The organism is Pseudomonas sp. R1-43-08, assembly GCF_003852255.1.
Taxonomy (GTDB): Bacteria; Pseudomonadota; Gammaproteobacteria; order Pseudomonadales; family Pseudomonadaceae; genus Aquipseudomonas.
In genome coordinates this window covers 5,315,231-5,337,334 of the sequence record NZ_CP027734.1, presented here as the reverse complement: position 1 = coordinate 5,337,334, position 22,104 = coordinate 5,315,231, and the positions used below count along the sequence as shown (strand labels likewise).

21 protein-coding genes are annotated in these 22,104 nt (G+C 61.5%); 12 read left to right on the top strand and 9 right to left on the bottom strand.

Annotation, left to right across the window (positions count from 1 at the left end):
- Window positions 1–153: 153 nt before the first annotated feature.
- Entirely contained in the window at window positions 154–792 is a 639-nt protein-coding gene (locus C4J87_RS24625) for an HD domain-containing protein (protein ID WP_124364866.1), read from the bottom strand.
- Between the two features lie 210 nt (window positions 793–1,002).
- Between C4J87_RS24625 and C4J87_RS24615 the strand changes: the two genes are divergently transcribed.
- Window positions 1,003–1,968 (top strand): GlxA family transcriptional regulator, encoded by a 966-nt coding sequence (locus C4J87_RS24615; RefSeq protein WP_124368744.1) that lies wholly within the window; start codon window positions 1,003–1,005, stop codon window positions 1,966–1,968.
- A 1-nt stretch (window position 1,969) separates the two neighbouring features.
- Here C4J87_RS24615 and C4J87_RS24610 read toward each other — a convergent pair whose 3' ends face one another.
- Both C4J87_RS24610 and C4J87_RS24605 read right to left on the bottom strand, forming a co-directional pair.
- Window positions 1,970–4,324 (bottom strand): penicillin acylase family protein, encoded by a 2,355-nt coding sequence (locus C4J87_RS24610; RefSeq protein WP_124368743.1) that lies wholly within the window; start codon window positions 4,322–4,324, stop codon window positions 1,970–1,972.
- A 28-nt stretch (window positions 4,325–4,352) separates the two neighbouring features.
- On the bottom strand, window positions 4,353–4,928 hold the full coding sequence (locus C4J87_RS24605) for a DUF6436 domain-containing protein (RefSeq protein WP_124368742.1): 576 nt from the start codon (window positions 4,926–4,928) through the stop codon (window positions 4,353–4,355).
- Window positions 4,929–5,027: 99 nt separating this feature from the next.
- Between C4J87_RS24605 and C4J87_RS24600 the strand changes: the two genes are divergently transcribed.
- A complete protein-coding gene (locus tag C4J87_RS24600; protein WP_124368741.1) occupies window positions 5,028–5,969 on the top strand; it encodes an alpha/beta hydrolase in 942 nt (313 codons plus the stop codon).
- A 46-nt stretch (window positions 5,970–6,015) separates the two neighbouring features.
- Here C4J87_RS24600 and C4J87_RS24595 read toward each other — a convergent pair whose 3' ends face one another.
- Window positions 6,016–6,768, bottom strand: coding sequence for a DUF2059 domain-containing protein (locus tag C4J87_RS24595; protein WP_124368740.1), 753 nt, complete (start codon window positions 6,766–6,768; stop codon window positions 6,016–6,018).
- Window positions 6,769–6,899: 131 nt separating this feature from the next.
- Here C4J87_RS24595 and C4J87_RS24590 point away from each other — a divergent pair, with 131 nt between their 5' ends.
- Window positions 6,900–7,532 carry a 2OG-Fe(II) oxygenase gene (locus C4J87_RS24590; RefSeq protein WP_124369029.1) on the top strand — a complete coding sequence of 211 codons (633 nt, stop codon included), beginning with the start codon at window positions 6,900–6,902 and terminating at the stop codon, window positions 7,530–7,532.
- A 122-nt stretch (window positions 7,533–7,654) separates the two neighbouring features.
- Here C4J87_RS24590 and C4J87_RS24585 read toward each other — a convergent pair whose 3' ends face one another.
- Window positions 7,655–8,134 carry a transporter substrate-binding domain-containing protein gene (locus C4J87_RS24585; protein WP_124368739.1) on the bottom strand — a complete coding sequence of 160 codons (480 nt, stop codon included), beginning with the start codon at window positions 8,132–8,134 and terminating at the stop codon, window positions 7,655–7,657.
- A gap of 133 nt (window positions 8,135–8,267) precedes the next feature.
- Here C4J87_RS24585 and C4J87_RS24580 point away from each other — a divergent pair, with 133 nt between their 5' ends.
- Window positions 8,268–8,708, top strand: a complete 441-nt coding sequence (locus tag C4J87_RS24580; RefSeq protein ID WP_124364859.1) for a DUF4399 domain-containing protein — start codon at window positions 8,268–8,270, stop codon at window positions 8,706–8,708.
- A 68-nt stretch (window positions 8,709–8,776) separates the two neighbouring features.
- Here C4J87_RS24580 and serA read toward each other — a convergent pair whose 3' ends face one another.
- Window positions 8,777–10,006 (bottom strand): phosphoglycerate dehydrogenase, encoded by a 1,230-nt coding sequence (serA, locus tag C4J87_RS24575; RefSeq protein WP_034116292.1) that lies wholly within the window; start codon window positions 10,004–10,006, stop codon window positions 8,777–8,779.
- A gap of 205 nt (window positions 10,007–10,211) precedes the next feature.
- Between serA and C4J87_RS24565 the strand changes: the two genes are divergently transcribed.
- From C4J87_RS24565 to C4J87_RS24550, 4 genes are all read left to right on the top strand, one after another.
- Window positions 10,212–11,606 carry an FAD-binding oxidoreductase gene (locus C4J87_RS24565; RefSeq protein WP_124368737.1) on the top strand — a complete coding sequence of 465 codons (1,395 nt, stop codon included), beginning with the start codon at window positions 10,212–10,214 and terminating at the stop codon, window positions 11,604–11,606.
- Window positions 11,607–11,630: 24 nt separating this feature from the next.
- Window positions 11,631–12,296, top strand: coding sequence for a fumarylacetoacetate hydrolase family protein (locus C4J87_RS24560; RefSeq protein ID WP_124368736.1), 666 nt, complete (start codon window positions 11,631–11,633; stop codon window positions 12,294–12,296).
- A gap of 199 nt (window positions 12,297–12,495) precedes the next feature.
- The gene (locus tag C4J87_RS24555; RefSeq protein ID WP_124368735.1) at window positions 12,496–13,422 is read left to right on the top strand and encodes an SdiA-regulated domain-containing protein; all 927 of its coding nucleotides are present in this window, start codon (window positions 12,496–12,498) and stop codon (window positions 13,420–13,422) included.
- A 120-nt stretch (window positions 13,423–13,542) separates the two neighbouring features.
- On the top strand, window positions 13,543–14,451 hold the full coding sequence (locus C4J87_RS24550) for an SdiA-regulated domain-containing protein (RefSeq protein WP_124364855.1): 909 nt from the start codon (window positions 13,543–13,545) through the stop codon (window positions 14,449–14,451).
- On the opposite strand, the gene C4J87_RS24545 is transcribed toward C4J87_RS24550, so the two are convergent.
- Both C4J87_RS24545 and rpiA read right to left on the bottom strand, forming a co-directional pair.
- Window positions 14,452–16,398: an autotransporter domain-containing protein gene (locus tag C4J87_RS24545; RefSeq protein WP_124368734.1), complete on the bottom strand. Its 1,947-nt coding sequence runs from the start codon at window positions 16,396–16,398 to the stop codon at window positions 14,452–14,454. It abuts the gene before it with no gap.
- Window positions 16,399–16,732: 334 nt separating this feature from the next.
- The gene (rpiA, locus tag C4J87_RS24540) at window positions 16,733–17,404 is read right to left on the bottom strand and encodes a ribose-5-phosphate isomerase RpiA (protein WP_124368733.1); all 672 of its coding nucleotides are present in this window, start codon (window positions 17,402–17,404) and stop codon (window positions 16,733–16,735) included.
- A 138-nt stretch (window positions 17,405–17,542) separates the two neighbouring features.
- On the opposite strand from rpiA, the gene ilvA reads away from it, so the two are divergent.
- The 4 genes from ilvA to C4J87_RS24520 are packed head-to-tail and all read left to right on the top strand — an operon-like array spanning window position 17,543 to window position 21,251.
- The gene (gene ilvA, locus C4J87_RS24535) at window positions 17,543–19,057 is read left to right on the top strand and encodes a threonine ammonia-lyase, biosynthetic (RefSeq protein ID WP_124364852.1); all 1,515 of its coding nucleotides are present in this window, start codon (window positions 17,543–17,545) and stop codon (window positions 19,055–19,057) included.
- Window positions 19,058–19,097: 40 nt separating this feature from the next.
- Entirely contained in the window at window positions 19,098–19,511 is a 414-nt protein-coding gene (locus C4J87_RS24530) for a DUF2269 family protein (RefSeq protein WP_124368732.1), read from the top strand.
- A 10-nt stretch (window positions 19,512–19,521) separates the two neighbouring features.
- Window positions 19,522–20,787, top strand: a complete 1,266-nt coding sequence (locus tag C4J87_RS24525) for an SDR family oxidoreductase (RefSeq protein WP_124368731.1) — start codon at window positions 19,522–19,524, stop codon at window positions 20,785–20,787.
- On the top strand, window positions 20,784–21,251 hold the full coding sequence (locus tag C4J87_RS24520) for a DUF2269 domain-containing protein (RefSeq protein ID WP_124368730.1): 468 nt from the start codon (window positions 20,784–20,786) through the stop codon (window positions 21,249–21,251). Before C4J87_RS24525 ends, C4J87_RS24520 begins: the two co-directional genes overlap by 4 nt.
- Before the next feature lie 95 nt (window positions 21,252–21,346).
- Here C4J87_RS24520 and C4J87_RS24515 read toward each other — a convergent pair whose 3' ends face one another.
- A complete protein-coding gene (locus tag C4J87_RS24515) occupies window positions 21,347–22,003 on the bottom strand; it encodes an HAD family phosphatase (RefSeq protein ID WP_124368729.1) in 657 nt (218 codons plus the stop codon).
- Window positions 22,004–22,104 lie beyond the last annotated feature (101 nt).

Genomic DNA, 22,104 nt, shown 5'->3' with positions numbered 1-22,104 from the left:
GCAGTGTGTCAGTCAGCACACCTGATACTGATACACCGCCATGATCGTTCCCACGCTCCGCGTGGGAGCGCCTCCTGTGACGCTCTGCGTCACGCTTTTAGAAGCTGACGCGGAGCGTCCTGGCCTGCATTCCCACGCAGAGCGTGGGAACGATCAAGTCCAGGGTGAAGTACGAATCACCTCGACAAAATTCATCGGCTTGAACCCCGGCTCCTGATCCACCAGCACGTCGGTCTTCACGTTGCCAAACGTGGTCTGCGGGCGATGACGCAAGCCGTCGGCGAACGCGCAGATGATGCATTCCTTGAATCCCTCACCGCGTGGATGCGCATGCACCACGGCTTCGCGCTGCACGTTGCTGAACGCGGCGTAGTCCAGGCCCAACACGTCCATCTCCACCCCTGCCGTCACCAGCGCTACGGTCGGGCGCAGATGCTGCGGCACGCCCGGCGTGGTGTGCAGGGCAATGGACAGCCATACCTGTTCGATATCGTCATCACTGAGCCCATAAGGCTTGAGGAAAGCGGCCGCCGCGTTGGCGCCGTCCACTTCGAAGCGTTCGTCGGCGCTGCGATGGCCTTCCACCAGGCCGAGGTCGTGGAACATTGCGCCGACGTACAGCAACTCCGGGTTGTACGCCAACTGCTTGCGCTCACCGCTCAATGCGCCGAACAGGAATACCCGGCGGGAGTGGTGGTAGAGCAGGTCGGACTCGATGTCGCGGATGTATTCAGTGGTGGCCCTGGCCAGGGCGCTGTCTGGGATCTTGATACCGGCGATGGTGGTGCTCATGGGGGTTCTCCTCTGGGAAGCATCCAGTCTGGTGGTGCTTGCGTGCGAGGGCTATTGCGGCGAGGGAGCGATCCCGGCCAATGTGCCGACACATCGTGCCAAGGCAAAATCGGCTAGGGTAAGGCCTGCGACAATCCAAATGTGGGAGGGGGCAAGCCCCCTCCCACAGGGTTCTGTGTTTTATTCAGCTAAGAAAAGGTGTCTGTGAGCATGGGCAAAACCGTCGCCATCCTGATCTTCCCTGGCGTCCAGTCACTGGACGTGACCGGGACTATGGATGTGTTCTGCGAGGCCAACCGCTTCCTCGCGGCTGAAGACCACTATCAGCTGGACGTGATCGGCTTTGCACACGGCAGCATGGCCTGTTCCAACGGGTTGTCATTGCAGGCCCACCGGCATTACAGCGAGGCCCTGCAGGCTTATGACCTGTTGCTGGTCGCCGGTGGCCCGCAGTTGCCGTTCGAAGATTTTGGCCCGGCCTTCGATGACTGGCTGCGCGCCGCCGCGGCGCGGGCCCGGCGTTTTGGTTCGATCTGCAATGGCGCCTTTATGCTGGCCCGCGCCGGTCTGCTGGACGGTAAAACCGTTACTACCCATTGGGGAGACGCCGCTGACCTGGCCCGGTTGTGCCCCTCGGCCCATGTCGAAGCCGACCGCCTGTATGTGCAGGACGGCAACCTCTACACCTCGGCCGGGGTCACGGCGGGGATCGACCTGTCGCTGTACCTGCTGGCCCAGGACCATGGCCCGGAAGTCGCGTTGAGCGTGGCCAAGCGCCTGGTGGTGTTCACCCAGCGCTCGGGCGGCCAGTCACAGTTCAGCCCATTTCTCACGCCCCATGCCGAAACCACCTCGGCGGTGGCGCTGGTGCAGTTGTACGTGCTGGCGAACCTGACCGGGGACCTGGGCATTGCCGACCTGGCCAGGGCGGCGAATATGAGTGCGCGCAATTTCTCCCGGGTGTTCGCCCGTGAAGCGCGGGTTACGCCGGCGGAATTTGTCGAGAGGGCGCGGGTGGATGCGGCGCGGGTCATGCTCGAAAGCACGCACGCACCGCTCAAGACGGTGGCCTACCAATGCGGTTTTCGCGATGCGCAGCACATGCGCAGTGTGTTCAACCGTCGGCTGGGCGTGACGCCGCAACAGTTCAGGCTCAATTTTGCAGCGCCCGTCTAGCTTATCTGGCCGGTAGCAGCTTGAGGGTGCCACGGGTATTGGCCGTGATTTCCTCTTCATTGAAATGCGCCTGCTCGTAGCCGCCTTCGATATAGGTTTGCGCCTGATCGCTGTAGTGAGCATCAAAGGGCACACCGCTTTGCCCCACCGGGTTGATGGTCAAGGCATGGGCAGCGTCGGCGAAGTCGATCAGGCGGCGGGTCGAGGGGCCGTAGGTCACCGGCCAGGGCGCCGGGCCGATCATGGCGGTCTGGTTGTTCGGCACTTCGTGACTGCCCGGTGCCGCGAAGGGGCCCACGTTGAATAGCCTGTCCAGCGGCTTCTGCATGCCCAGCGGGTGGCCGTGGGTCAGGGTGTGCGCCTTGCCCCACTGCCACTGGGACGGGTCATCGCCGAAGGTGGCTTTCAGGTGCGCCAGGCTGTTGTCCCAGGCCAGCTTGACGGTGCCGGCTCGCGTGCCGTTCCACCAGGGCGAATCCGGCGTGGCGACCAGGCGTGGCAGGGCGGCGTCGATCACGCGGGTGCCGAGCAGGGTCTTGAACATAGCGTCGCCCAGCTTCGGGTGGAAGGTGGCGTCAGCGAGGTTGAACAGCAATTGGTTGAACAGGGTGGCGCTGGTGGAATCCAGCGGGTAGTCGCCTTTCCAGCTTGCCAGTTGCTCCACCAGCTTTACCTGCGCCGGGTCTGTGACCACCTCACGCAGCATCGGCAACAGCGGCGCCAGCAGGCGCGGCCCAAAGGCAGTGGTGGTGCCCAGTTGCAGGGCCTGGCTGTTGTTGACGTCCCACTTCACGCTGTTGTCGCTCAACTGCGCATTCAGCTGCTGGCCACGGTCGGCCAGGTTGTAATAACCGGGGATCTCCATGCCGATGGGTGACGCCGGCTGGGCATTGGCGGAAACCACATAGCCGCGCGCCGGGTTTTCTTCCTGGGGGTTGGCGCTGAAAGGGTAGAAACCCAGCTTGTCGGCCTGGGCGGTACTGCCGTCGAGGATGAACGCCGGGTTGACGCCGGCCGGGCGTATCGGCAATTGCGCCGCCGCCCACCAGCCAATATCGCCCTTGGCATTGGCCCACACGATATTCAGCCCAGGCGCCGAGACGTTGGCCGCCGCCGCACGTGCCTTGGCCAGGGAGTCGGCACGGTTGAGCTGGTAGAAACCCTCGAGGATCGGGTTTTCGCTGTCGAGGAACGCCCACCACATGGCGATCGGCGTGGTGCCGGCGTTTTCACCTAGCACGTCATTGACGATCGGGCCGTGGGGCGAGCGGCGCAGGGTCAGCGTGACCGGGGCCTGGCCCTTGACCTGGATCTGCTGTTCGCTGCTGCTCATGTCGACCCACTGGCCGTGATACCAGACCTGGTTGGGGTTGGCCGGGTTGACCTTTTCGGCGATCAGGTCGAGGTCGTCGTTCTGGAACATGGTCAGGCTCCAGCCGAAGTCCAGGTTGTGCCCGAGGAAGGCCACCGGCACCAGCGCGTTGTGGTAGCCATACAACTCAAAGCCGGGCGCCGACAGCTGCGCCTCGTACCACACCGACGGCACCGAGAAGCGGATATGGGGGTCGCCCGCCAGCAATGGTTTGCCACTCTGGGTGCGACTGCCGCTGATGGCCCAGGCATTGCTGCCTTCAAATTGCGGCAAGCCGTTGTCAGCCAGGGCCTGCTCGCTCAGGCTGGCGAGAGCGCCAAGGGTCTTCCAGTCGCCGGCCGCCAGGTTAAGGGCGCCTTTGGCTTGCCAATCGAGGTCGAAGACCTTGAGGTAGTCGCTGCCCAGTTGGTCGCGCACGTAAGTCAGCAGCGGTTCGGTACGAAAAGCCGCAGCAAAGCTGTAGGCCATATACCCGGCGACACTGATGGAGTCCTCGGCGGTGAACGGGCGCTTGGGGATGCCCAGCACGTCGAACTCCATCGGGCTGGCGTGGCTGGCCTGATATTGGTTGATCCCGTCCAGGTAGGCTTGCAGGGCCTTCCAGGCGGCCGAGTCGGTGTTCATGTGCTCGACGTAGCTTGAGGCGCGCTCGCGAATCCGCAGACTGCGAAACAGCTTATCGGTCTCCAGCAGCTTGGGCCCGAGCACCTCGGCCAGCTCGCCACGGGCCAGGCGGCGTATGATTTCCATCTGGAACAGCCGGTCCTGGGCATGCACATAGCCCAGGGCGCGGTACAGGTCGGGCTCGTTGCCGGCGCGGATATGCGGCACGCCACGGTCGTCGTAGCGCACCGTGACCGAGCCTTGCAAGTGCGCCAGGGTGACCGTGCCCTGGCGGGTGGGTTGCTTGCTGTAGACGTACCAGCCGGCGCCGAGGGCGACCAGCACAACCAGCACCACGAGAGCCTGCAAGACACGCTTCATCGACTTTCCTTAACCCTGAATGGACAGACTACGGTTCCTTAGGCCACGAACAATAGCAGCCCACCGCCAGGGTGTGCGTGGCATTCACTTCGCGCCCGGCTTCGAGGGCCTTGAGGATCGGCTCGATAAAACTGTTGTTGGAATTGCACGTCAGCCCTTCGCTGTACGGCCCGAAATACGCCAGCTTGCCCGTACGGTCCCAGATGCCCACGGCCGGGCTGGCCGGCACCTGATCGGCGCCGGGCAGGGCGTCGAGGGTTTTCATCTGGCGCAGGGTGTCCGGCAGGGCGCCGTGGCTGCCGGCCTTTTGCAAGGCATAGAACTCGACACCCTGCGGCGCGTATTGCTCGATCAGCTCACTCAGGTGTTGCTGGTTACCGACATTGCACGGGCAGGCCGGGTCCCAGAAGTGCACCAGGCGAATCGGCCCAGGCCCGCGCAGTGCGGCGGGCAGTTGCAGCGTATCGCCGGAGAACACCGCCGTGTGTTCGCTGAAGGCGCGCAGGTAACGGCCCTGGAACCAGTCATACGCGGCCCACAGCACGGCGGTGCAGATAATCAGCACCAGGCTGGCGAACAAGGCAGTGCGGTAGGGCTGTCGCATTCAGAGGTATCCTCGCGGGTCGCGTAGCTTGCCATGCTTGTCCTGACAGATGAATATCGCAGCTCGATATTTATCTTCACCGTCAGTCTGGAAGCCTTTATGCCCGTTAACTTTGACCCTGATCATCTGCGCGAAAGCTTGCGGCCCCTGGTGGATGCGCAGCCTTTGTCAGCCGAGGCGCGGGTCTATCAACGTTTCTATGGCCTCGACCTGGGCGCACGCAAGGTGCCGGCCGTGAGCCGTCTGGGGTGCTTGGAGGTGGGCGGGTTCGAGGTGGTGGCGCAGGTATGGTGGCCGCCTGCGCCGGTGGCGACAATGTTCATGTTCCACGGCTTTTACGACCATATGGGACTGTACCGCCACGTAGTGGATTGGGCGCTGGACCAGGGTTTCGTGGTGATCGCCTGCGACCTGCCGGGCCATGGCTTGTCCAGCGGCGTGCGTGCCAGTATTGATGAGTTTGCGGTGTACCAGGACGTAGTGCAGGCGCTGTTCGCCGAGGCCCAGGCGCTGCAATTGCCGCAACCCTGGCACCTGTTCGGGCAAAGCACCGGCGGCGCCATCGTGGTGGATCACCTGCTCAACCACGGCTCCGAAAGCCCGGCCCAAGGCAAGACCTTTCTGCTGTCGCCGCTGGTACGTCCGCGTGCATGGGGCTGGTCGCAAGCCAGCTATTACCTGCTGCGCCCGTTCGTCAAAGGCATCGCGCGACGGTTCAGCGATAACTCCAACGACCCGGCCTTCAAACCCTTTCTCGAAGCCGACCCGTTGCAGCCGCGCCAACTGCCGACCGCCTGGGTAGGCGCCCTGGCGCGCTGGATCAAACGCATCGAAGCCGCACCGCGCAGCCCACGGCGGCCGGTGATTGTGCAGGGTGAAGAGGATATGACGGTGGATTGGCAGCACAATTTGCAGGTGCTGCGCAGCAAGTTCGACCAGCCCGAGGTGTTGATGCTCAAGCGCGGCAGGCATCATTTGGCCAATGAGATTCCAGAGATTCGCGAAGAGTATTTCCGATACTTGACGAGCCATCTGACCTGACACGATCCAAATGTGGGAGGGGGCAAGCCCCCTCCCACATTTTTTTCTACTGCGTAAGGCTTGAGGTGCTTTGGCCGACAGCCAGTCCTGCGCGGATGGCGGCGAGCGCTGCCTGGTAATACGCCTTGCCTTCCGGCGATTCGGCAAACGTCGCGAATTCTTCCAACTCCGGGTCAGACAAATCCCGATAGACATACAACAGCGTGTTATTCAGATCCTTATCGATCTGCTGCATCAGTCGCTCACGCTGCCCATTCAACATGCCCTGAGCCTGACCACCGCCCAACAGGCCGGGGATCATCTGGCTCAAGCTGTCCGCCGCCACGCCGGCAATCGCCAGGCTGACTTCGGCGCCCGCTTCCCGCGCGGGCAAAGCCTGGGCCAGGTGGCCGATGATCAGGCTGCGGGTGGCGTCGGCTTGGATTTTCGGCAGGCCCTGGGCGTTTTTCGCCAATTGGTCGCGACGTGTGGCGAGCAGTTCGGCGGCGACAATCTTGCGGCCCAGGGGCGACTGGAAAAAACTCAGGGCCGGTTTCGGGTCCGCCAGGTGCTTGCGCAACTGGGCCTCGGCGCGCTGGTCCATGGCCTGGGCCGCGAAGCGTTTGTTGCTGTTGTCCACCAGCGCCTGGTACACCGCCGGCGGCAGGCTGTTGCGGTAGCGCTGTTGGGCGGCACTGAGGGCGTCATTGAAATGCGCACGTTGTTCGGCCCAGCCGGCAACCTTGTACAACTGGTCATGGCCGTCTGCCCAGGCGGGCAAAACGCAGAACATCAGCAAGGAAAGAAACAAACGACGCATAAGGACTCCTGTCAGTCGGCCACTATTGTCCGTGTCGGGCGTAGGATTTGTCGAGAAGTCCTATCAGTCACCTGACTAAAGTGTATTCGAGCGCTCGACGGCGCTGTCGGATTTACAGGCGTATGGATACTATGCGCGCCATGCAAATGCCCCTTGATCACCCCCTGCTGCAACGCATTGTCGACGACCTGGCCGAACAAGGCTGGTCGCAGCAGAATGCCTTCCTGCCCCAGGCTCTGACCCTGGAGCTGGCGGCTGAGTGCCGTAAACGTGCGGCTGAAGGTGAGCTGGCGCCGGCGGCGGTGGGGCGCGGGCCCGCCCAGGAAATTCGCGAGGGGATTCGCGGCGACCACATCCAGTGGCTGGAAGAGGGCGATGCCGCCGTCTGCGATACCTACATGGCGGTAATGGACAGCCTGCGCCTGGCCATGAACCGTGGCCTGTTCCTTGGCCTGGAAGACTTCGAAAGCCACTTCGCGATGTACCCGCCCGGGGCGTTCTACCTCAAGCATGTGGATCGTTTTCGCGACGATGACCGGCGCATGGTCTCGGCCGTGATCTATTTGAACGACGCCTGGCTGCCCGAACACGGCGGGCAGTTGCGCATGTACCTCAAGGGTGGCATCGAACACGACGTGGCGCCTACCGGCGGCAGCCTGGTGGTGTTCCTCTCCGGCGAAGTGCCCCACGAGGTCCTGCCTGCCACGCGTGAACGCCTGTCCCTGACCGGCTGGTTCCGTCGGCGCGGTAACGAGCCGTTTTAAGCCGGCGTCAAGTCTTGCCTGGAACAAAATGTGGGAGGGGGCTTGCCCCCGATAGCGGAGTGTCAGTCAGTTGATCTCTGGCTGACACTCCGCCATCGGGAGCAAGCCCCCTCCCACATGGGTTATCGCGTATTTCCGTCGAGCCACTTCTCTTCCAGCGCCTTTAACCGACCATCATCCTTCACCCGCTTCAACGCATTGTCCAGGCTGCTCTTGAACGCCGGATTGCCTTTCTGGAACGGGATCACCAGCTCCGGCGTCTGGTGATACGCCGCGCTGAAATCGAACTGATCCTCAAGCTCGGCAGTCATAGCGATATGGTTAAGCGCCACGTCATATTTGCCGGTCGCCACGCCAGGCAGCAGGTCGGCATCATCGGTGGTGATAAACGAGGAACGCACGTCCATCTCCTTTGCCAGCAGTTCACCCAGCTCGACCTCAAAGCCGGTGAGCTTCTCGCCCTCCTTGAAATTGTAAGGCGGGGTGTTGGCTTCAAGGGCGATGCGCAGCTCACCGCGATCGTTGACATCATCGATCAGCTCGGCGTGAGCCGGGGCGCTCAGAAGGGGAAGCAGCAGTAACAGGCCAGGCGAAAAGCGCATGGTCACTCCTAAAGAATTCGTACGGGCGAGACGCCGTTCAGCATCGCTTTGCTATGGTGTCGAGTGCCTTGGACAGCAATTTGTCGCGAAGTTGTCATAACCCTACAGATTTCACGAAAAACTGGAGAAGCGAATGAAAGCCCTTTTGTCCCGTGCAACCCTGGCCTCTTTGATGCTGGGTGCTTCGATGTTGGCCACTGCCGCCGACGGCATCCCGCGCAGCGCGCCGCCTGAAGGCGCGAAAGTATTCATCGTCTCGCCCAAAGACGGCGCCACCGTCGATAAGACTTTCACCGTGAAGTTCGGCATGGAAGGCCTGAAACTGGCGCCGGCCACCGACCAGACGGCCGGCACCGGCCACCACCACTTGCTGATCGACCAGAAAGAATTGCCCGATGCGAAACTGCCGATTCCGGCCACCGACACCGTGATCCATTACGGCAAGGCTCAGACCGAAACCGAATTGACCCTGACACCCGGCAAGCACACCTTGCAACTGGTGGCCGGCGACAAACTGCACATGCAGTTCAACCCGACGGTCGCCTCGAAAGTCATCACGGTTAACGTCAAGTAAGCGCTGTTCAGGCATAAAAAATGGGAGGCCCCTGCGGGCCTCCCATTTTTTATGCCGCATTTAAAGCGTCAGAACAACACCCGGCTACGAATAGTGCCGTTGATGTGCTGCAGCTTCTCTTGCGCCAGATCCGAGTATTCGGCGTCAACGTCGATCACCACGTAGCCAACCTTCTCGTTGGTCTGCAGGAACTGACCGGAGATGTTGATGCCGTTTTCCGCAAAGACCTTGTTGATCTCCATCATCACACCCGGAATGTTCTGGTGGATGTGCAGCAGGCGGTGCTTGCCAGGGTGAGCCGGCAGGGCCACTTCCGGGAAGTTCACGGACGATACCGAGGTACCGTTGTCGCTGTACTTGACCAGTTTTTCCGAGACTTCCAGGCCGATGTTGGCTTGGGCTTCAGCGGTGGAGCCGCCGATGTGCGGGGTCAGGATCACATTGTCCAGGCCGCGCAACGGGCTTTCGAAAATGTCGTCGTTGGAACGTGGCTCTACCGGGAACACGTCGATGGCGGCGCCGATCAGGTGCTTGTCCTTGATCGCCTCGGCCAGGGCGTCCAGCTCGACCACTGTGCCGCGCGCGGCGTTGATCAGGATCCCGCCTTTCTTGATGGCGCGGATTTCCTTCTCGCCGATCATCCATTGGGTCTCGGCAGTTTCCGGAACGTGCAGGGTGACGATGTCGGACATGCCCAGCAGCTCGGTCAGGCTCGACACCTGGGTGGCGTTGCCCAAGGGCAGCTTGGTCAGGGTGTCATAGAAGAACACCTGCATCCCCAAGCCTTCTGCCAATACCGACAGTTGAGTGCCGATCGAACCGTAACCGACGATACCCAGCTTTTTGCCGCGGATTTCGAAGGAGTTGGCCGCGCTCTTGATCCAGCCGCCACGGTGGCAGGAAGCGTTCTTCTCGGGGATACCGCGCAGCAGCAGGATGGCCTCGGCCAGCACCAGCTCCGCTACGGAACGGGTGTTGGAGTACGGTGCGTTGAACACCGCGATGCCGCGTTCGCGCGCTGCGTTGAGGTCGACCTGGTTGGTGCCGATGCAGAAGCAGCCGACCGCCACGAGTTTCTTGGCGTGGTCGAAGATCTCTTCGGTCAACTGAGTGCGGGAGCGAATGCCGATAAAGTGCGCGTCGGCGATCTTTTCCTTGAGCTGGGCTTCCGGCAGAGAACTGGTGATGTACTCAATGCTGGTGTACCCGGCGGCTTTCAGAACGTCGACAGCCGATGGGTGGACGCCTTCCAGAAGAAGGAACTTGATCTTGCTCTTATCGAGAGAAGTCTTGCTCATCTGCGTAAACCTGTATCCCGGAGAAAAATGGCAGGGAATCGAGCAGCGCAAGCTGACCCGGACGGCAGGAAAGCCGTCACCGCAGAAAGGCCCTTGGGCTCTGTCCTGCGGGGGCGGTATGCTAGCATACGCGCCCCGCTAAACACCTATTCCTGCGACGTGAAGCGTTCTCAGGATGACCATGAATTGTTCGAGAGTTCTGTCGATGACCCATCCTGCCCTGATTGATGAGCTGAAGACCCTGGTTGAGCCCGGCAAAGTGCTGACCGACGCCGACTCCCTGGAGGCTTACGGCAAGGATTGGACCAAGCATTTCGCGCCCGCGCCGTGCGCCATCGTCTTTCCCAAGACCATCGGGCAGGTGCAGGCCATCGTCCGTTGGGCCAATACCCACAAGGTGGCGTTGGTGCCATCCGGTGGGCGCACTGGCCTGTCGGCGGCGGCGGTGGCGGCCAATGGCGAAGTGGTGGTGTCATTCGACTATATGAACCAGATTCTCGACGTGAACCTTACCGACCGCACTGCGGTGTGCCAGCCGGGCGTGGTCACCAAGCAATTGCAGAACGTCGCCGAAGAAAATGGCTTGTACTACCCGGTGGATTTCGCATCGTCCGGTTCCAGCCAGATTGGCGGCAATATCGGCACCAATGCCGGCGGGATCAAGGTGATTCGCTACGGCATGACTCGTAACTGGGTGGCAGGGATGAAAGTCGTCACCGGCAAAGGCGATGTGCTGGAACTGAACCGTGACTTGATCAAGAACGCCACCGGCTACGACATGCGCCAGCTGTTCATCGGCGCCGAAGGGACTCTGGGTTTTGTGGTGGAAGCCACCATGCGCCTGGACCGTGCGCCGAAAAACCTGACCGCCATGGTGCTCGGTACCACCGACTTCGACTCGATCATGCCGGTGCTGCACGCCTTCCAGAGCAAGCTGGACCTGACCGCTTTCGAATTTTTCTCCGACAAGGCCCTGGCCAAAGTCCTCGGGCGTGGCGACGTGCCAGCGCCCTTCGAAACCGATTGCCCGTTCTACGCGCTGCTGGAATTCGAAGCCACCACCGAGGAAGTCGCCAATCACGCCCTGGAAACCTTTGAGCATTGCGTCGAGCAAGGCTGGGTGCTGGACGGCGTGATGAGCCAGAGCGAGACCCAGCTGCATAATCTGTGGAAGCTGCGCGAATATATCTCCGAGACGATTTCCCACTGGACGCCGTACAAAAACGATATTTCGGTCACCGTTTCCAAAGTGCCGGCTTTCCTGAAGGAAATTGACGCTATCGTCGGCGAGCACTACCCGGATTTCGAAATCGTCTGGTTCGGCCATATTGGCGACGGTAACCTGCACCTGAACATCCTCAAGCCAGAAACCCTGAGCAAGGACGAGTTCTTCGCCAAGTGCGCCACCGTGAACAAATGGGTGTTCGAGACCGTCGCCAAATACAACGGCTCGATCTCCGCCGAACACGGCGTGGGCATGACCAAGCGCGATTACCTGACTTACAGCCGCTCACCGGTTGAAATCGAATACATGAAGGCCGTGAAAGCGGTGTTCGACCCGAACGGGATCATGAACCCAGGCAAGATCTTCGCTGTTTAAGGACGCTTTTTAAGGAGTCGTTCCATGAGCTACCAGCACAAGTATATCGACGGCACCAACATCCACTTTCCGGTAGGCAAAGTGGTGTGTATCGGGCGTAACTACGCCGAACACGCCAAGGAACTGGACAACCCGGTGCCGACCGAGCCATTGCTGTTCATCAAGCCGGGCAGTTGCGTGGTGCCGCTGGAAGGCGGTTTCACTATTCCTACCGAGCGCGGTTCGGTGCATTACGAAGCGGAAATCGCCGTATTGATCGGCAAGCCGTTGTCGAACAACCCAAGCCGCGAAGAAGTGCTGGACGCCATCTCCGGCTTCGCCCCGGCCCTGGACCTGACCCTGCGCGACAAACAGGCCGAGTTGAAGGCCAAGGGCCTGCCGTGGGAGATCGCCAAGTCGTTCGACGGCGCGGCGGTGATTGCGCCTTTTGTGGTCGGCAGCACGTTCGCGGACGTGACCGATATCGGCATTCGCCTGACCATCAACGGCGAAGTCCGCCAGAACGGCAACAGCGCGCAGATGCTCAACCCGATCGTGCCGATGATCCAGCACATGGCCGGCTGCTTCTCCCTGCAGGCGGGTGATGTAATCCTGACCGGCACCCCGGCTGGCGTAGGGCCGCTGAATGTCGGCGACAAGCTGGTGCTGGAGCTGTCGGGCGTCAACCGCTTCGAGAGCGTCGTGCGCTGACTGTGTGCACAAATGCTGTAAAAATGTGGGAGGGGGCTTGCTCCCGATTGCAGTGTGTCAGCCGGCTAACCTGTGCCTGACACTCCGCTATCGGGAGCAAGCCCCCTCCCACATGGGTTTTGCATTTTTTTCACACGCCATCCGCATAATCCAGCTTCTTGCTCTATTCCCTACAGCTGACTTCCGGAAAAAGCCCTCAATGGCCGTGCCTCTGCCCACCTCCAAACCTACGCTTCGCTCTCGCTTGACCATGCGCTGGTATTCCTGGGTGTTTCTGGCCGGCGCGATCCTGTATGGCATCGCCTGGGCCATGCACTGGGATGATCGCGGTGTGTTGTGGGTGCTGGAAGGTTTTGAAAGCCCGGCCGAACGCCGGGAAAGCGTGTGGCTGCCGGACTATCACGCGGTCATCGACGCCAAGTTGCTGCCCGGTATGGAGAAGGACGAGGCCTCGGACCTGTCCTACAACCCAAGCACCAAAACCCTGTTCTCCGTGATGGGTAAGAACCCGTTCCTGGTGGAGCTGAGCCTGCAAGGCGACGTACTGCGCAAGATGCCCCTCAACGGCTGGAACAATCCGGAAGGCCTGACGGTGATGGAGAATGGCTTGATGGCCGTGGTCGATGAGCGCGAGCACAGCCTGACCATCGTCAAGGTTGACGCCGGCACCACGGCGTTGAACAAGGCCGATTTCCCCAGTTATGACCTGGGCCCGTCCAAGGACCAGAACAAAGCCTTTGAAGCAATCACCTGGGACCCGCGCAACCAGCAGCTGGTGCTGGGCGAAGAGCGCCCACCGGCACTGTTTACCTGGAAGAGCGACGGCAGCCAGACCCTGGCAGGCGACAAGCAGAAACGGGCGAGTACCGAACTGGACGTGCGCAACCTTTCCGCCCTGGCAGTCGACCCGCGTACCGGGCACTTGCTGGTGCTGTCGGCCGACTCCCACCTGCTGCTGGAGCTGGATGAAACCGGCGAGCAAGTCAGCTTCATGACCCTGCTGGGCGGTTTCAACGGCCTCAAGGACACCATCCCGCGTGCCGAAGGCGTAACCATGGACGAGAGCGGTACGCTGTATATCGTCAGCGAGCCAAACCTGTTCTATCGGTTTGAAAAACAGAAATAACCTACGTCTTACGTCGGACGCGTCTTAAAAAGCGGCATTCACCAGACAGCCCGTTGCGTTTAAGTTTAAATTCAGGCGATCTTGATATCTATTCGCCAGTTTTTCTCTGAGCCCGCCACGATGCGTCGATTCGCCCGCCCCAAACCTGCTCTTTTAATCCTGCTATTGATTGCGCTGGTCGCTGCCGCGATCGTTGCTCAGCAATTCCGTCTGTTCGAGCGTGCCTGGTTCAACTGGCAGGTGTGGCACCAGCCAGCGGATGAACGCGGCATCGGCCTGGCCGATTACCGCGTCTCCCTGGAAGGCCAGGTGATCGAAGGGCTCGACGACGATGTGTCGGCCCTCACCTACGACCCGGTGCGCAAAAGCCTGTTTACCGTCACCAACAAAAACGCCGAGTTGGTCGAGCTGTCCCTGCAAGGCAAGATCCTGCGGCGTATTCCCCTGGTGGGGTTTGGCGATGCCGAGGCGGTGGAGTTCATCAGCGACAATATTTACGTGATCAGTGACGAGCGCCAGCAGCGCCTGATCAAGGTGCATGTGGACGATGACACGCAATTTCTCGATGCCGCCGATGCGGAGCAAATGACCCTGGGCGTGCACATCGGCAGCAACAAGGGTTTCGAAGGCCTGGCCTATGACTCGGTGGGCAAGCGCCTGTTTGTCGCCAAGGAACGCGACCCGATGGTGATCTATGAGGTCCACGGCTTTCCCCATTTCAAAGCGGAAAAAACCTACTCGGTGCATGTGATCAACAACCCCAAGCGTGATGCCGGGTTGTTTGTGCGCGACCTGTCGAGCCTGCAATACGACGAGCGCAGCGGCCATTTACTGGCGCTTTCCGATGAGTCGTTCCTGGTGCTGGAACTGGATATCGATGGTCGCCCGTTAAGCAGTCTGTCACTGCTCAACGGGCGCCATGGCCTGAAAAAACGTGTGCCGCAGGCCGAAGGGATCGCCATGGATGACGAGGGCACGCTGTACCTCGTCAGTGAACCGAACCTGTTCTACGTGTTCAAGAAGCCCTGATCAGAACATCCACTGCACACCCAGCGAGTAGCCGGTCTGGCTGCCCTCGGCATGGCCGAGCCGACTGTTCACTTCGGCGTACACCCCCAATTGCGGGGTGATTGCCAATTGGCTGCCGATCTGTGCGCGACCAAAATGTTTATCGACTGACCCCAGTTTGGCGGTGCGGGCCTGGCCATCGGCGCGGGCGGTCAGTTGCAGGTCGTCGAGACGCCCATCGGCCAATTCCTTGACCCACCCGATGTTGCCGTAAGGCATCAGGCTCAAGCCGTAAGGCAGAGCGACAGCACCGCGCACGCGCCAGCCCAGGCTGGCTTCCAGGGAATCGAACGACTGTTCTTCGTAGTCCAGCGCGGTGCGCAGGTTCTGCTTCTCGTCGAACTGATCGATGCGGTAGTGGCTGTAATCGAGCCCGGCAAAGGGTCCGCTCTGGAGGGCACCAAAATCGAAGTCATAGCCGCCCAGCACCCGTGCGCCGAGGGACAGCGCGTCGGTCTTGCCGGTCAGGTGCTGGTTGAGCAGCACCGGCCCGCCGCTGGCCTGGATCAGCAGGTTGCGTTTGGAATCGAAGCGCGTGTGGCCGGCGCTCAGGTCACCGGCCAGCCAGCTCGGCCCGCCGTCGTTGAGCAGGGCGTAGACGGCGGCCTGCCAGGTGTCGCTATCGAGTTTGCCGCGGTGCTCCAGCGTGTCGCGGCCGTTGCGGTAGCTCAGGCTGGCGCCGATGTTCAGGGCTGAGCTCAGCTGGTAGTCGCCCAGCGCATGTACGCCCAACTGCCGGGCCTCTGGGTTGGGCGCGCGGTCGAAACCGCTGTCCGGGTTGTATTGGCCCTCCACGCCGGCCTCGCCATCGAAGCTGCCCACTTCGCGACTGGCCGACTGCAAGGTCAGCCAGCGGCGCTCGTGCAAGCGCACGGCGGCCTGATGTTGACGCTGCAGGTTGTCCTGCATGTTGCGTGCAACGGCGCCGCCCGAGGCGCTCGAGGCCATCAAGTCGGCATTGGTCAGTTCCAGCACCAGGCGGCTGAGCAGGCGCGAATAATCGCGCAGGCGCTGGTCGATGCGCGCCTGGCCGAAGGCATCGGTGAGCACGGCTTTATTGTCTTCGTTCGGGTCGTGCCAGGTCGAGCCGCCGGGGATTTTCGGATTGTCGGTCTGGGTGTAGCCATCCAGGTCGCCCAGCTCCCAATTGGTCGCCTCGACATACAGGATCGGGATCTTCAGCGGTTCGAACGGTTCACCATCGCTGCAGCAGCCGGTGCCCTTGGGGTATTGCGGGTCCAGGCCGGGGTTGGTGAACAGGGGGATATTCAGTTCCCTGGCGATCTGGAAGGTGTGTTCGCGCAACGCCGCCAGGCCGGGGTTGGCCGCGCTGTTCTGGCCGGCGTGGGCATACATCATGTCGCCGGTAATCAGGCTGTCGAGGTTGATCATCGCGAGCATGTTGGCGCGTTGGCTTGCGCTCAGGGACTCAACGAAGGCCTTGGACCCTCGCAAGCCTTCTTCTTCCGCGCCGAAGCCCACCACCTGCAAGCCATTTTCCAGTTGCAGCCCGCCCAGGTTCTTCGCCACCTCGGTGAGCACGCTGGCGCCGGAGCCGTTGTCGTCCAGGCCTTGCAGGGCAGGGCGACCGAAGTAGGTATCGAAGTGCGCGCCGATCACCACGTACTGCGGTTTAGTGCCGGCGGCGTAGGCCACCACGTTTTGCGAGGCGCGGCTGCCGTTGTTCCAGGTGAAGTCCTGGCGACTGATGCTGTAGGCCGTGCCCATCTGGCTCTGCATCCAATCGGCCGCCCCGGCGAAATTGGCCGTGCCGCGATAACGCCCGGGGTAGTCGTTGATCAGTTTTTCCAGGGTGGTGGTGGCGTGCTGGCCGTAATCATAGGCCTGAAGATGCGTCGACAGCAGGGTGCCGGCGACGCTGAGAGCGAAGGCTAGGGGCTTTATCACAGGGTCTTCCTTGAGGTGATGAGAGGTTCAAGCGCAGACGCTTTGCACAATGCGCGCCTCATTCCGTGGGCGGCGGCGAATTGGCGCAATGTTAAAAGCGTGGGTCGCTTGGTTGTAATTTGTAACGGATTGGATACCAGGCGGGGCGTGACAGAGCGCACGGTTTTGGAGAGGAGTGCTGCGAAAAGTAGCGTTTGTGTTACAGAAATCCAGACCGGATCGCTATAAATGTGGGAGGGGGCTTGCCCCGATGGCGGTGTATCAGTACCAGATATTCTGACTGACACACTGCCATCGGGGGCAAGCCCCCTCCCACATTTGAACTGCGGTGTTATTAAGCTTTGAGGGTTTTCACGCCTTCCGGGGTACCCAACAGCAGCACATCCGCCGGGCGTGCGGCGAACAGGCCGTTGGTGACCACGCCAACGATGGCGTTGATCTGCGTCTCCAGCTCCACCGGATTAATGATCTGCATGTTGAACACATCGAGGATGATGTTGCCGTTATCGGTCAACACGCCTTCACGGTACACCGGGTCGCCGCCCAGTTTCACCAGCTCGCGGGCCACGTGGCTGCGGGCCATCGGGATGACTTCCACCGGCAGCGGGAATGCACCGAGCACCGGCACCAGCTTGCTGGCGTCGGCAATGCAGATGAAGGTCTTGGCCACGGCCGCGACGATCTTCTCGCGGGTCAGGGCTGCGCCGCCGCCTTTGATCAGGTTCAGGTGCTCGTCGCTTTCGTCCGCGCCGTCGATGTAGAACTCCAGGTCGCTCACGGTGTTGAGCTCGTACACCGGAATGCCATGGCCTTTGAGGCGCGCGGCGGTCGCTTCGGAGCTGGCCACTGCGCCATCGAACGCACCTTTATGCTGGGCCAGCGCATCGATAAAGCAGTTGGCAGTGGAGCCGGTGCCGACACCGACGATGCTCTTGTCGTCGAGTTTTGGAAGGATTAAATCGACAGCGGCCTGGGCCACTGCCTGTTTGAGTTGATCCTGGGTCATGCGGGCTCCGGAACGGGCGGGGGAGTAATCGAGGGCGGCGAGTATACCCCAACAAACCTTGGGATTCGTGTGGTCTCCCGGCCAAAAGCCGGGTTAGACTCCCTGGCCCTGCCCAACCCCTGAAGTAGATGCCTGCCGATGCTTGAACACTACGTCAAAAAGATCCTCACCTCGCGCGTTTACGACGTTGCCGTAGAAACACCCCTGCAGACTGCCCGCCAGCTTTCCGAGCGGCTGGGCAACCAGATTTGGCTCAAGCGCGAAGACTTGCAGCCGGTGTTCTCGTTCAAGATTCGCGGCGCCTACAACAAGCTGTGCCAGCTCAGCGCTGAAGAGCGCGCACGCGGCGTGGTCACCGCCTCGGCGGGCAACCATGCCCAGGGCCTGGCCCTGGCGGCCAAGGTGCTGGGGGTCAAGGCAACGATCGTGATGCCCAAGACCACCCCGGAAATCAAGGTCGAAGGCGTGCGCTCGCGTGGCGGCAAGGTGGTGCTGCACGGTGATTCTTTCCCGGAGGCCCTGGCCTATTCGCTGAAGCTGGTCGATGAAAAAGGCTACGTTTACATTCACCCCTACGATGATCCGCACACCATTGCCGGGCAGGGCACCGTGGCGATGGAGATCCTGCGCCAGCACCCAGGGCCATTGGACGCGATCTTCGTGCCGGTGGGCGGCGGCGGGCTGATCGCGGGGATTGCGGCGTATGTGAAATACCTGCGCCCGGACATCAAGATCATCGGCGTCGAGCCGGACGACTCCAACTGCCTGCAAGCGGCGATGGCGGCGGGTGAGCGCGTTGTGCTGCCGACCGTCGGCCTCTTCGCCGATGGCGTGGCGGTGGCGCAGATTGGCCAGCACACCTTCGACATCTGCAAAGACTATGTGGATGAAGTGATCACCGTCAGCACCGATGAAATCTGTGCGGCAATCAAGGATATCTACGACGACACGCGCTCGATCACCGAGCCGGCAGGCGCATTGGGCGTGGCCGGGATCAAGAAGTATGTCGAGACCCGTGGCGTCAGCGGCCAAACTTTCGTCGCCATCGACTCCGGCGCCAACGTCAACTTCGACCGCCTGCGCCATGTGGCCGAACGCGCCGAACTGGGTGAAGGCCGCGAAGCCATCATCGCCGTGACCATTCCCGAGAAGCCGGGCAGCTTCAAGGCATTCTGCGAGGCGGTGGGCAAGCGCCAGATCACCGAATTCAACTACCGCTATCACACCGGCAGCGAGGCGCACATCTTCGTCGGCGTGCAGACCCACCCGGAAAACGACCCGCGCAGCGCATTGATCGCCAGCCTCACCGACCAGGGTTTCCCGGTGCTGGACCTCACCGAAAACGAATTGGCCAAATTGCACATCCGCCATATGGTCGGCGGGCATGCGGCCAAGGTCAGTGACGAGCTGGTGTTTCGTTTTGAATTTCCGGAGCGGCCGGGGGCGTTGTTCAACTTTCTTAACAAACTGGGCGGGCGCTGGAATATCTCGATGTTCCACTACCGTAACCACGGCGCGGCTGACGGCCGGGTGGTCGCCGGCCTGCAAGTGCCGGCGGACGAGCGCCACCTGGTCCCGGCCGCCCTCGCCGAGATCGGCTACCCGTATTGGGATGAAAGCGAAAACCCGGCCTACCAGTTGTTCCTCGGTTGAGCGACTACGCTGACTGAGCGGCCTTCAAGGAATCGAGACTATGGAAACGCTTACCACCCTCAAGGTTATTCACATCGCCGCCACCGTGTTGCTGCTGCTCAGCGGCCTGGGCCTGGCAGTACTGGCCTGGCGCAAGCGCAGCGCCGGCCCGGCGATGATCGTGCAACGCCCGTGGGCGTTCGTCTGGCTGCTGATGGGCATTTGCCTGGTGAGCATGCCGTTCACCGGCTGGTGGATGGTGCACCTGGTCGGCTGGCCGCTGGGGCAAACCTGGATCCTGGGTTCCAGCATTCTGTATACCGTGGCGGCGCTGGCCTGGTTCTGGCTGGTGGCACGGCTCAATCGGCTGCGTAAAGGCGAGGGCGGTAGCCTGAATTTCACCTTGGTGCTGGCGGTGGTCAGTTTGGTGGGGTTTGTGGCGATTGCCGGGCTGATGGGGGCTAAACCGGTTTGAAAGGAGCTTCATGAACATTCTTCTGGTAGGCGCCACCGGGTTTGTCGGGCGCCACCTGTTGCTGGCTCTGCAGCAGGCGGGGCATCAAGTGGTCGCTACTTGTCGCGAGCCTCGAAGCCAGAATTGGCCGGGCGTGGAGTGGCGCCCGCTGGATCTGAACCTGCTGGCCGTCCACCCCGAAGGTTTCGACTTTCCCGAATCCGTTGATTTACTGATCAATGCAGCCGGTCTGCTGAGCGTGGATGCGGCCGAGCTGAGCCGGGTGCAGGACCGGGGCACTTGCGCGTTGTTCGATCTGGCGGCGCAGCGCGGCGTGCGAGTGCTGCAGGTTTCCGCCCTGGGCGCTTCAGCGCAGTCCGATGTGCCGTTTCTCGCCAGCAAAGGCGCGGCTGACGACTATCTGCTTGGCCTCGGGATTGAAGCGGTGATATTGCGACCCTCATTGGTGGTGGGTGAGGGCGGCGCCAGCAGTGCCTGGCTCGCCGCGCTTTCGCCGTGGCCGCTGATCCCGTTGCTGGACCTCAAGGCCCATCTGCAACCGGTGCATATCGCTGACGTCGTCGGGGCCGTACTGGCATTGCTGCGTCGGTGGCCAGTTGAAGCGATGGTGTTGCCATTGGTAGGGCCTGAACCGATGCGGCTGAGCCAGGTCATTGATCAGTTGCGCGCCGTACAAGGCTGGGCGCCGGGCCGATACGTCCAGGCGCCGCTGCTAGGGTTGAGCGGTCGGGTGGGCGACTGCCTGGGTTGGCGTGCGCTGAACAGACAAAGCATTACTCTGGCACAACAGGACAACGTGGCCGACCCCGAGGTGCTGGCTTCGGTCTGCGGTTATTCGGCGGCACCGCTGTCGTCGCGTTTGCAGGGCTGGCCGACAGCGGCCGTGAGCAGCCAGCTTACGGTCCGTCCCTTGATGCTGGCGGTGCTGGTGCTGATCTGGCTGGGCACCGCAGCGGTGTGCCTGGGGCCGGGGTACGAGTGGGGCTTGCGCATCATGGCGCAGGCAGGCGTGCACGGTGTTTGGGCGATGCTGGCGGTGATCGGCGGGTCGCTGTGCGATGGTCTGTTGGGCATCGGGCTGCTGATCAGGCGCTGGCGGCGCCACACCCTGCTATTGCAGCTGTTGTTGATGGCCGGATACACCGTAGTCATCAGCTTCGTTTTGCCCCACTACTGGTTCGACCCCTACGCCGCCGTCGCCAAGAACCTGGTGCTGATGGTGGCTACGTTATGGCTTTTTTGGACTGAACCTACTGTGAATGAGTGTCGCCGATGAGTGCTTACCTGCTGCTCAAAACCCTGCATATCCTTTCGTCCACCATCCTGTTCGGGCTGGGCGCGGGCTCGGCCTACTACGCGTTGCGCGCCTGGCGCAGCGGCAAAGTGGAAGTGATCGCCGTAACATTCAAGCACCTGGTCTTTGCCGACTGGGCGTTTACCGCGACCACGGCAGTGTTCCAGCCATTGAGTGGGATCGGCTTGATGCATCTGGCGGGTTGGTCGTTGCAGCAGAGTTGGTTGCAGTGGACGTTCGGTTTGTATGTGTTGGCGGGGATCTGCTGGCTGCCAGTGGTGTGGTTGCAGATTCGTGTGCACCAGATGGCGGAACAGGCGTTGCGCAAAGGTACGGCGATGCCACTCAAGGCCGCAACCTATATGCGCTGGTGGTTTGGCCTGGGTTGGCCTGCATTCCTGGCGTTCATGGCGATTTTCTACCTGATGGTGGCCAAGCCTATGTAAGGCTTAGGCCCGTGTCGCCTGCATCGGGAGCAAGCCCCCTCCCACATTTGAAATGCATTTCAAATGTGGGAGGGGGCTTGCCCCCGATAGCTTTATCAGCCGCGCAGCGTAATCACCGGCCAGCCCCGCTTTTCAGCCTCGGCCCGCAAATTCGGATCAGGATCCACCGCCACCGGGTGAGTCACCTGCTCCAGCAGCGGCAAGTCATTCATCGAGTCGCTATAGAAGTAGCTGTCTTCCAGGGTATAGCCGGTCTCTTCCAGCCAACGGTTCAAGCGCGTCACCTTGCCTTCACGAAAGCACGGCACATCGGTGCTGCGCCCGGTGTAGCGGCCATTTTCCATCTCGCACTCGGTGGCGATCAGGGTTTCAACCCCCAGCCGTGCGGCAATCGGCGCGGTGACGAAACGGTTGGTGGCGGTGATGATCACCAGCATGTCGCCAGCGGCGCGGTGCCTGGCCAGCAGTTCCACGGCCTTGGGCAGCATGATCGGCTCGATGCAGTCGCGCATGTAGTCGTTGTGCCATTCGTCCAACTGAGCCATCTCGGTGCGGCCGAGGATTTCCAGGCAGAAGTTCAGGTAAGCGGCGTTGTCCAGCTTGCCGGCCAGGTAGTCCTGATAGAACTCGTCGTTGCGGGCCTTGTAAGCCACCGCATCGAGAATCCCTCGTTCACACAGGTAATCGCCCCAGGCGTGATCGCTGTCACCGCCCAGGAGCGTGTTGTCCAAGTCGAATAAAGCCAGGCGCATTGCGGTTACTCGCTGAAAAGTCTGTAAAAAGGCGTCCAGAATACGGTCTTTTCACAAGAGTGCACATAAGGTAAGAAGCCTCGTTGCCGCTGGATGAACCT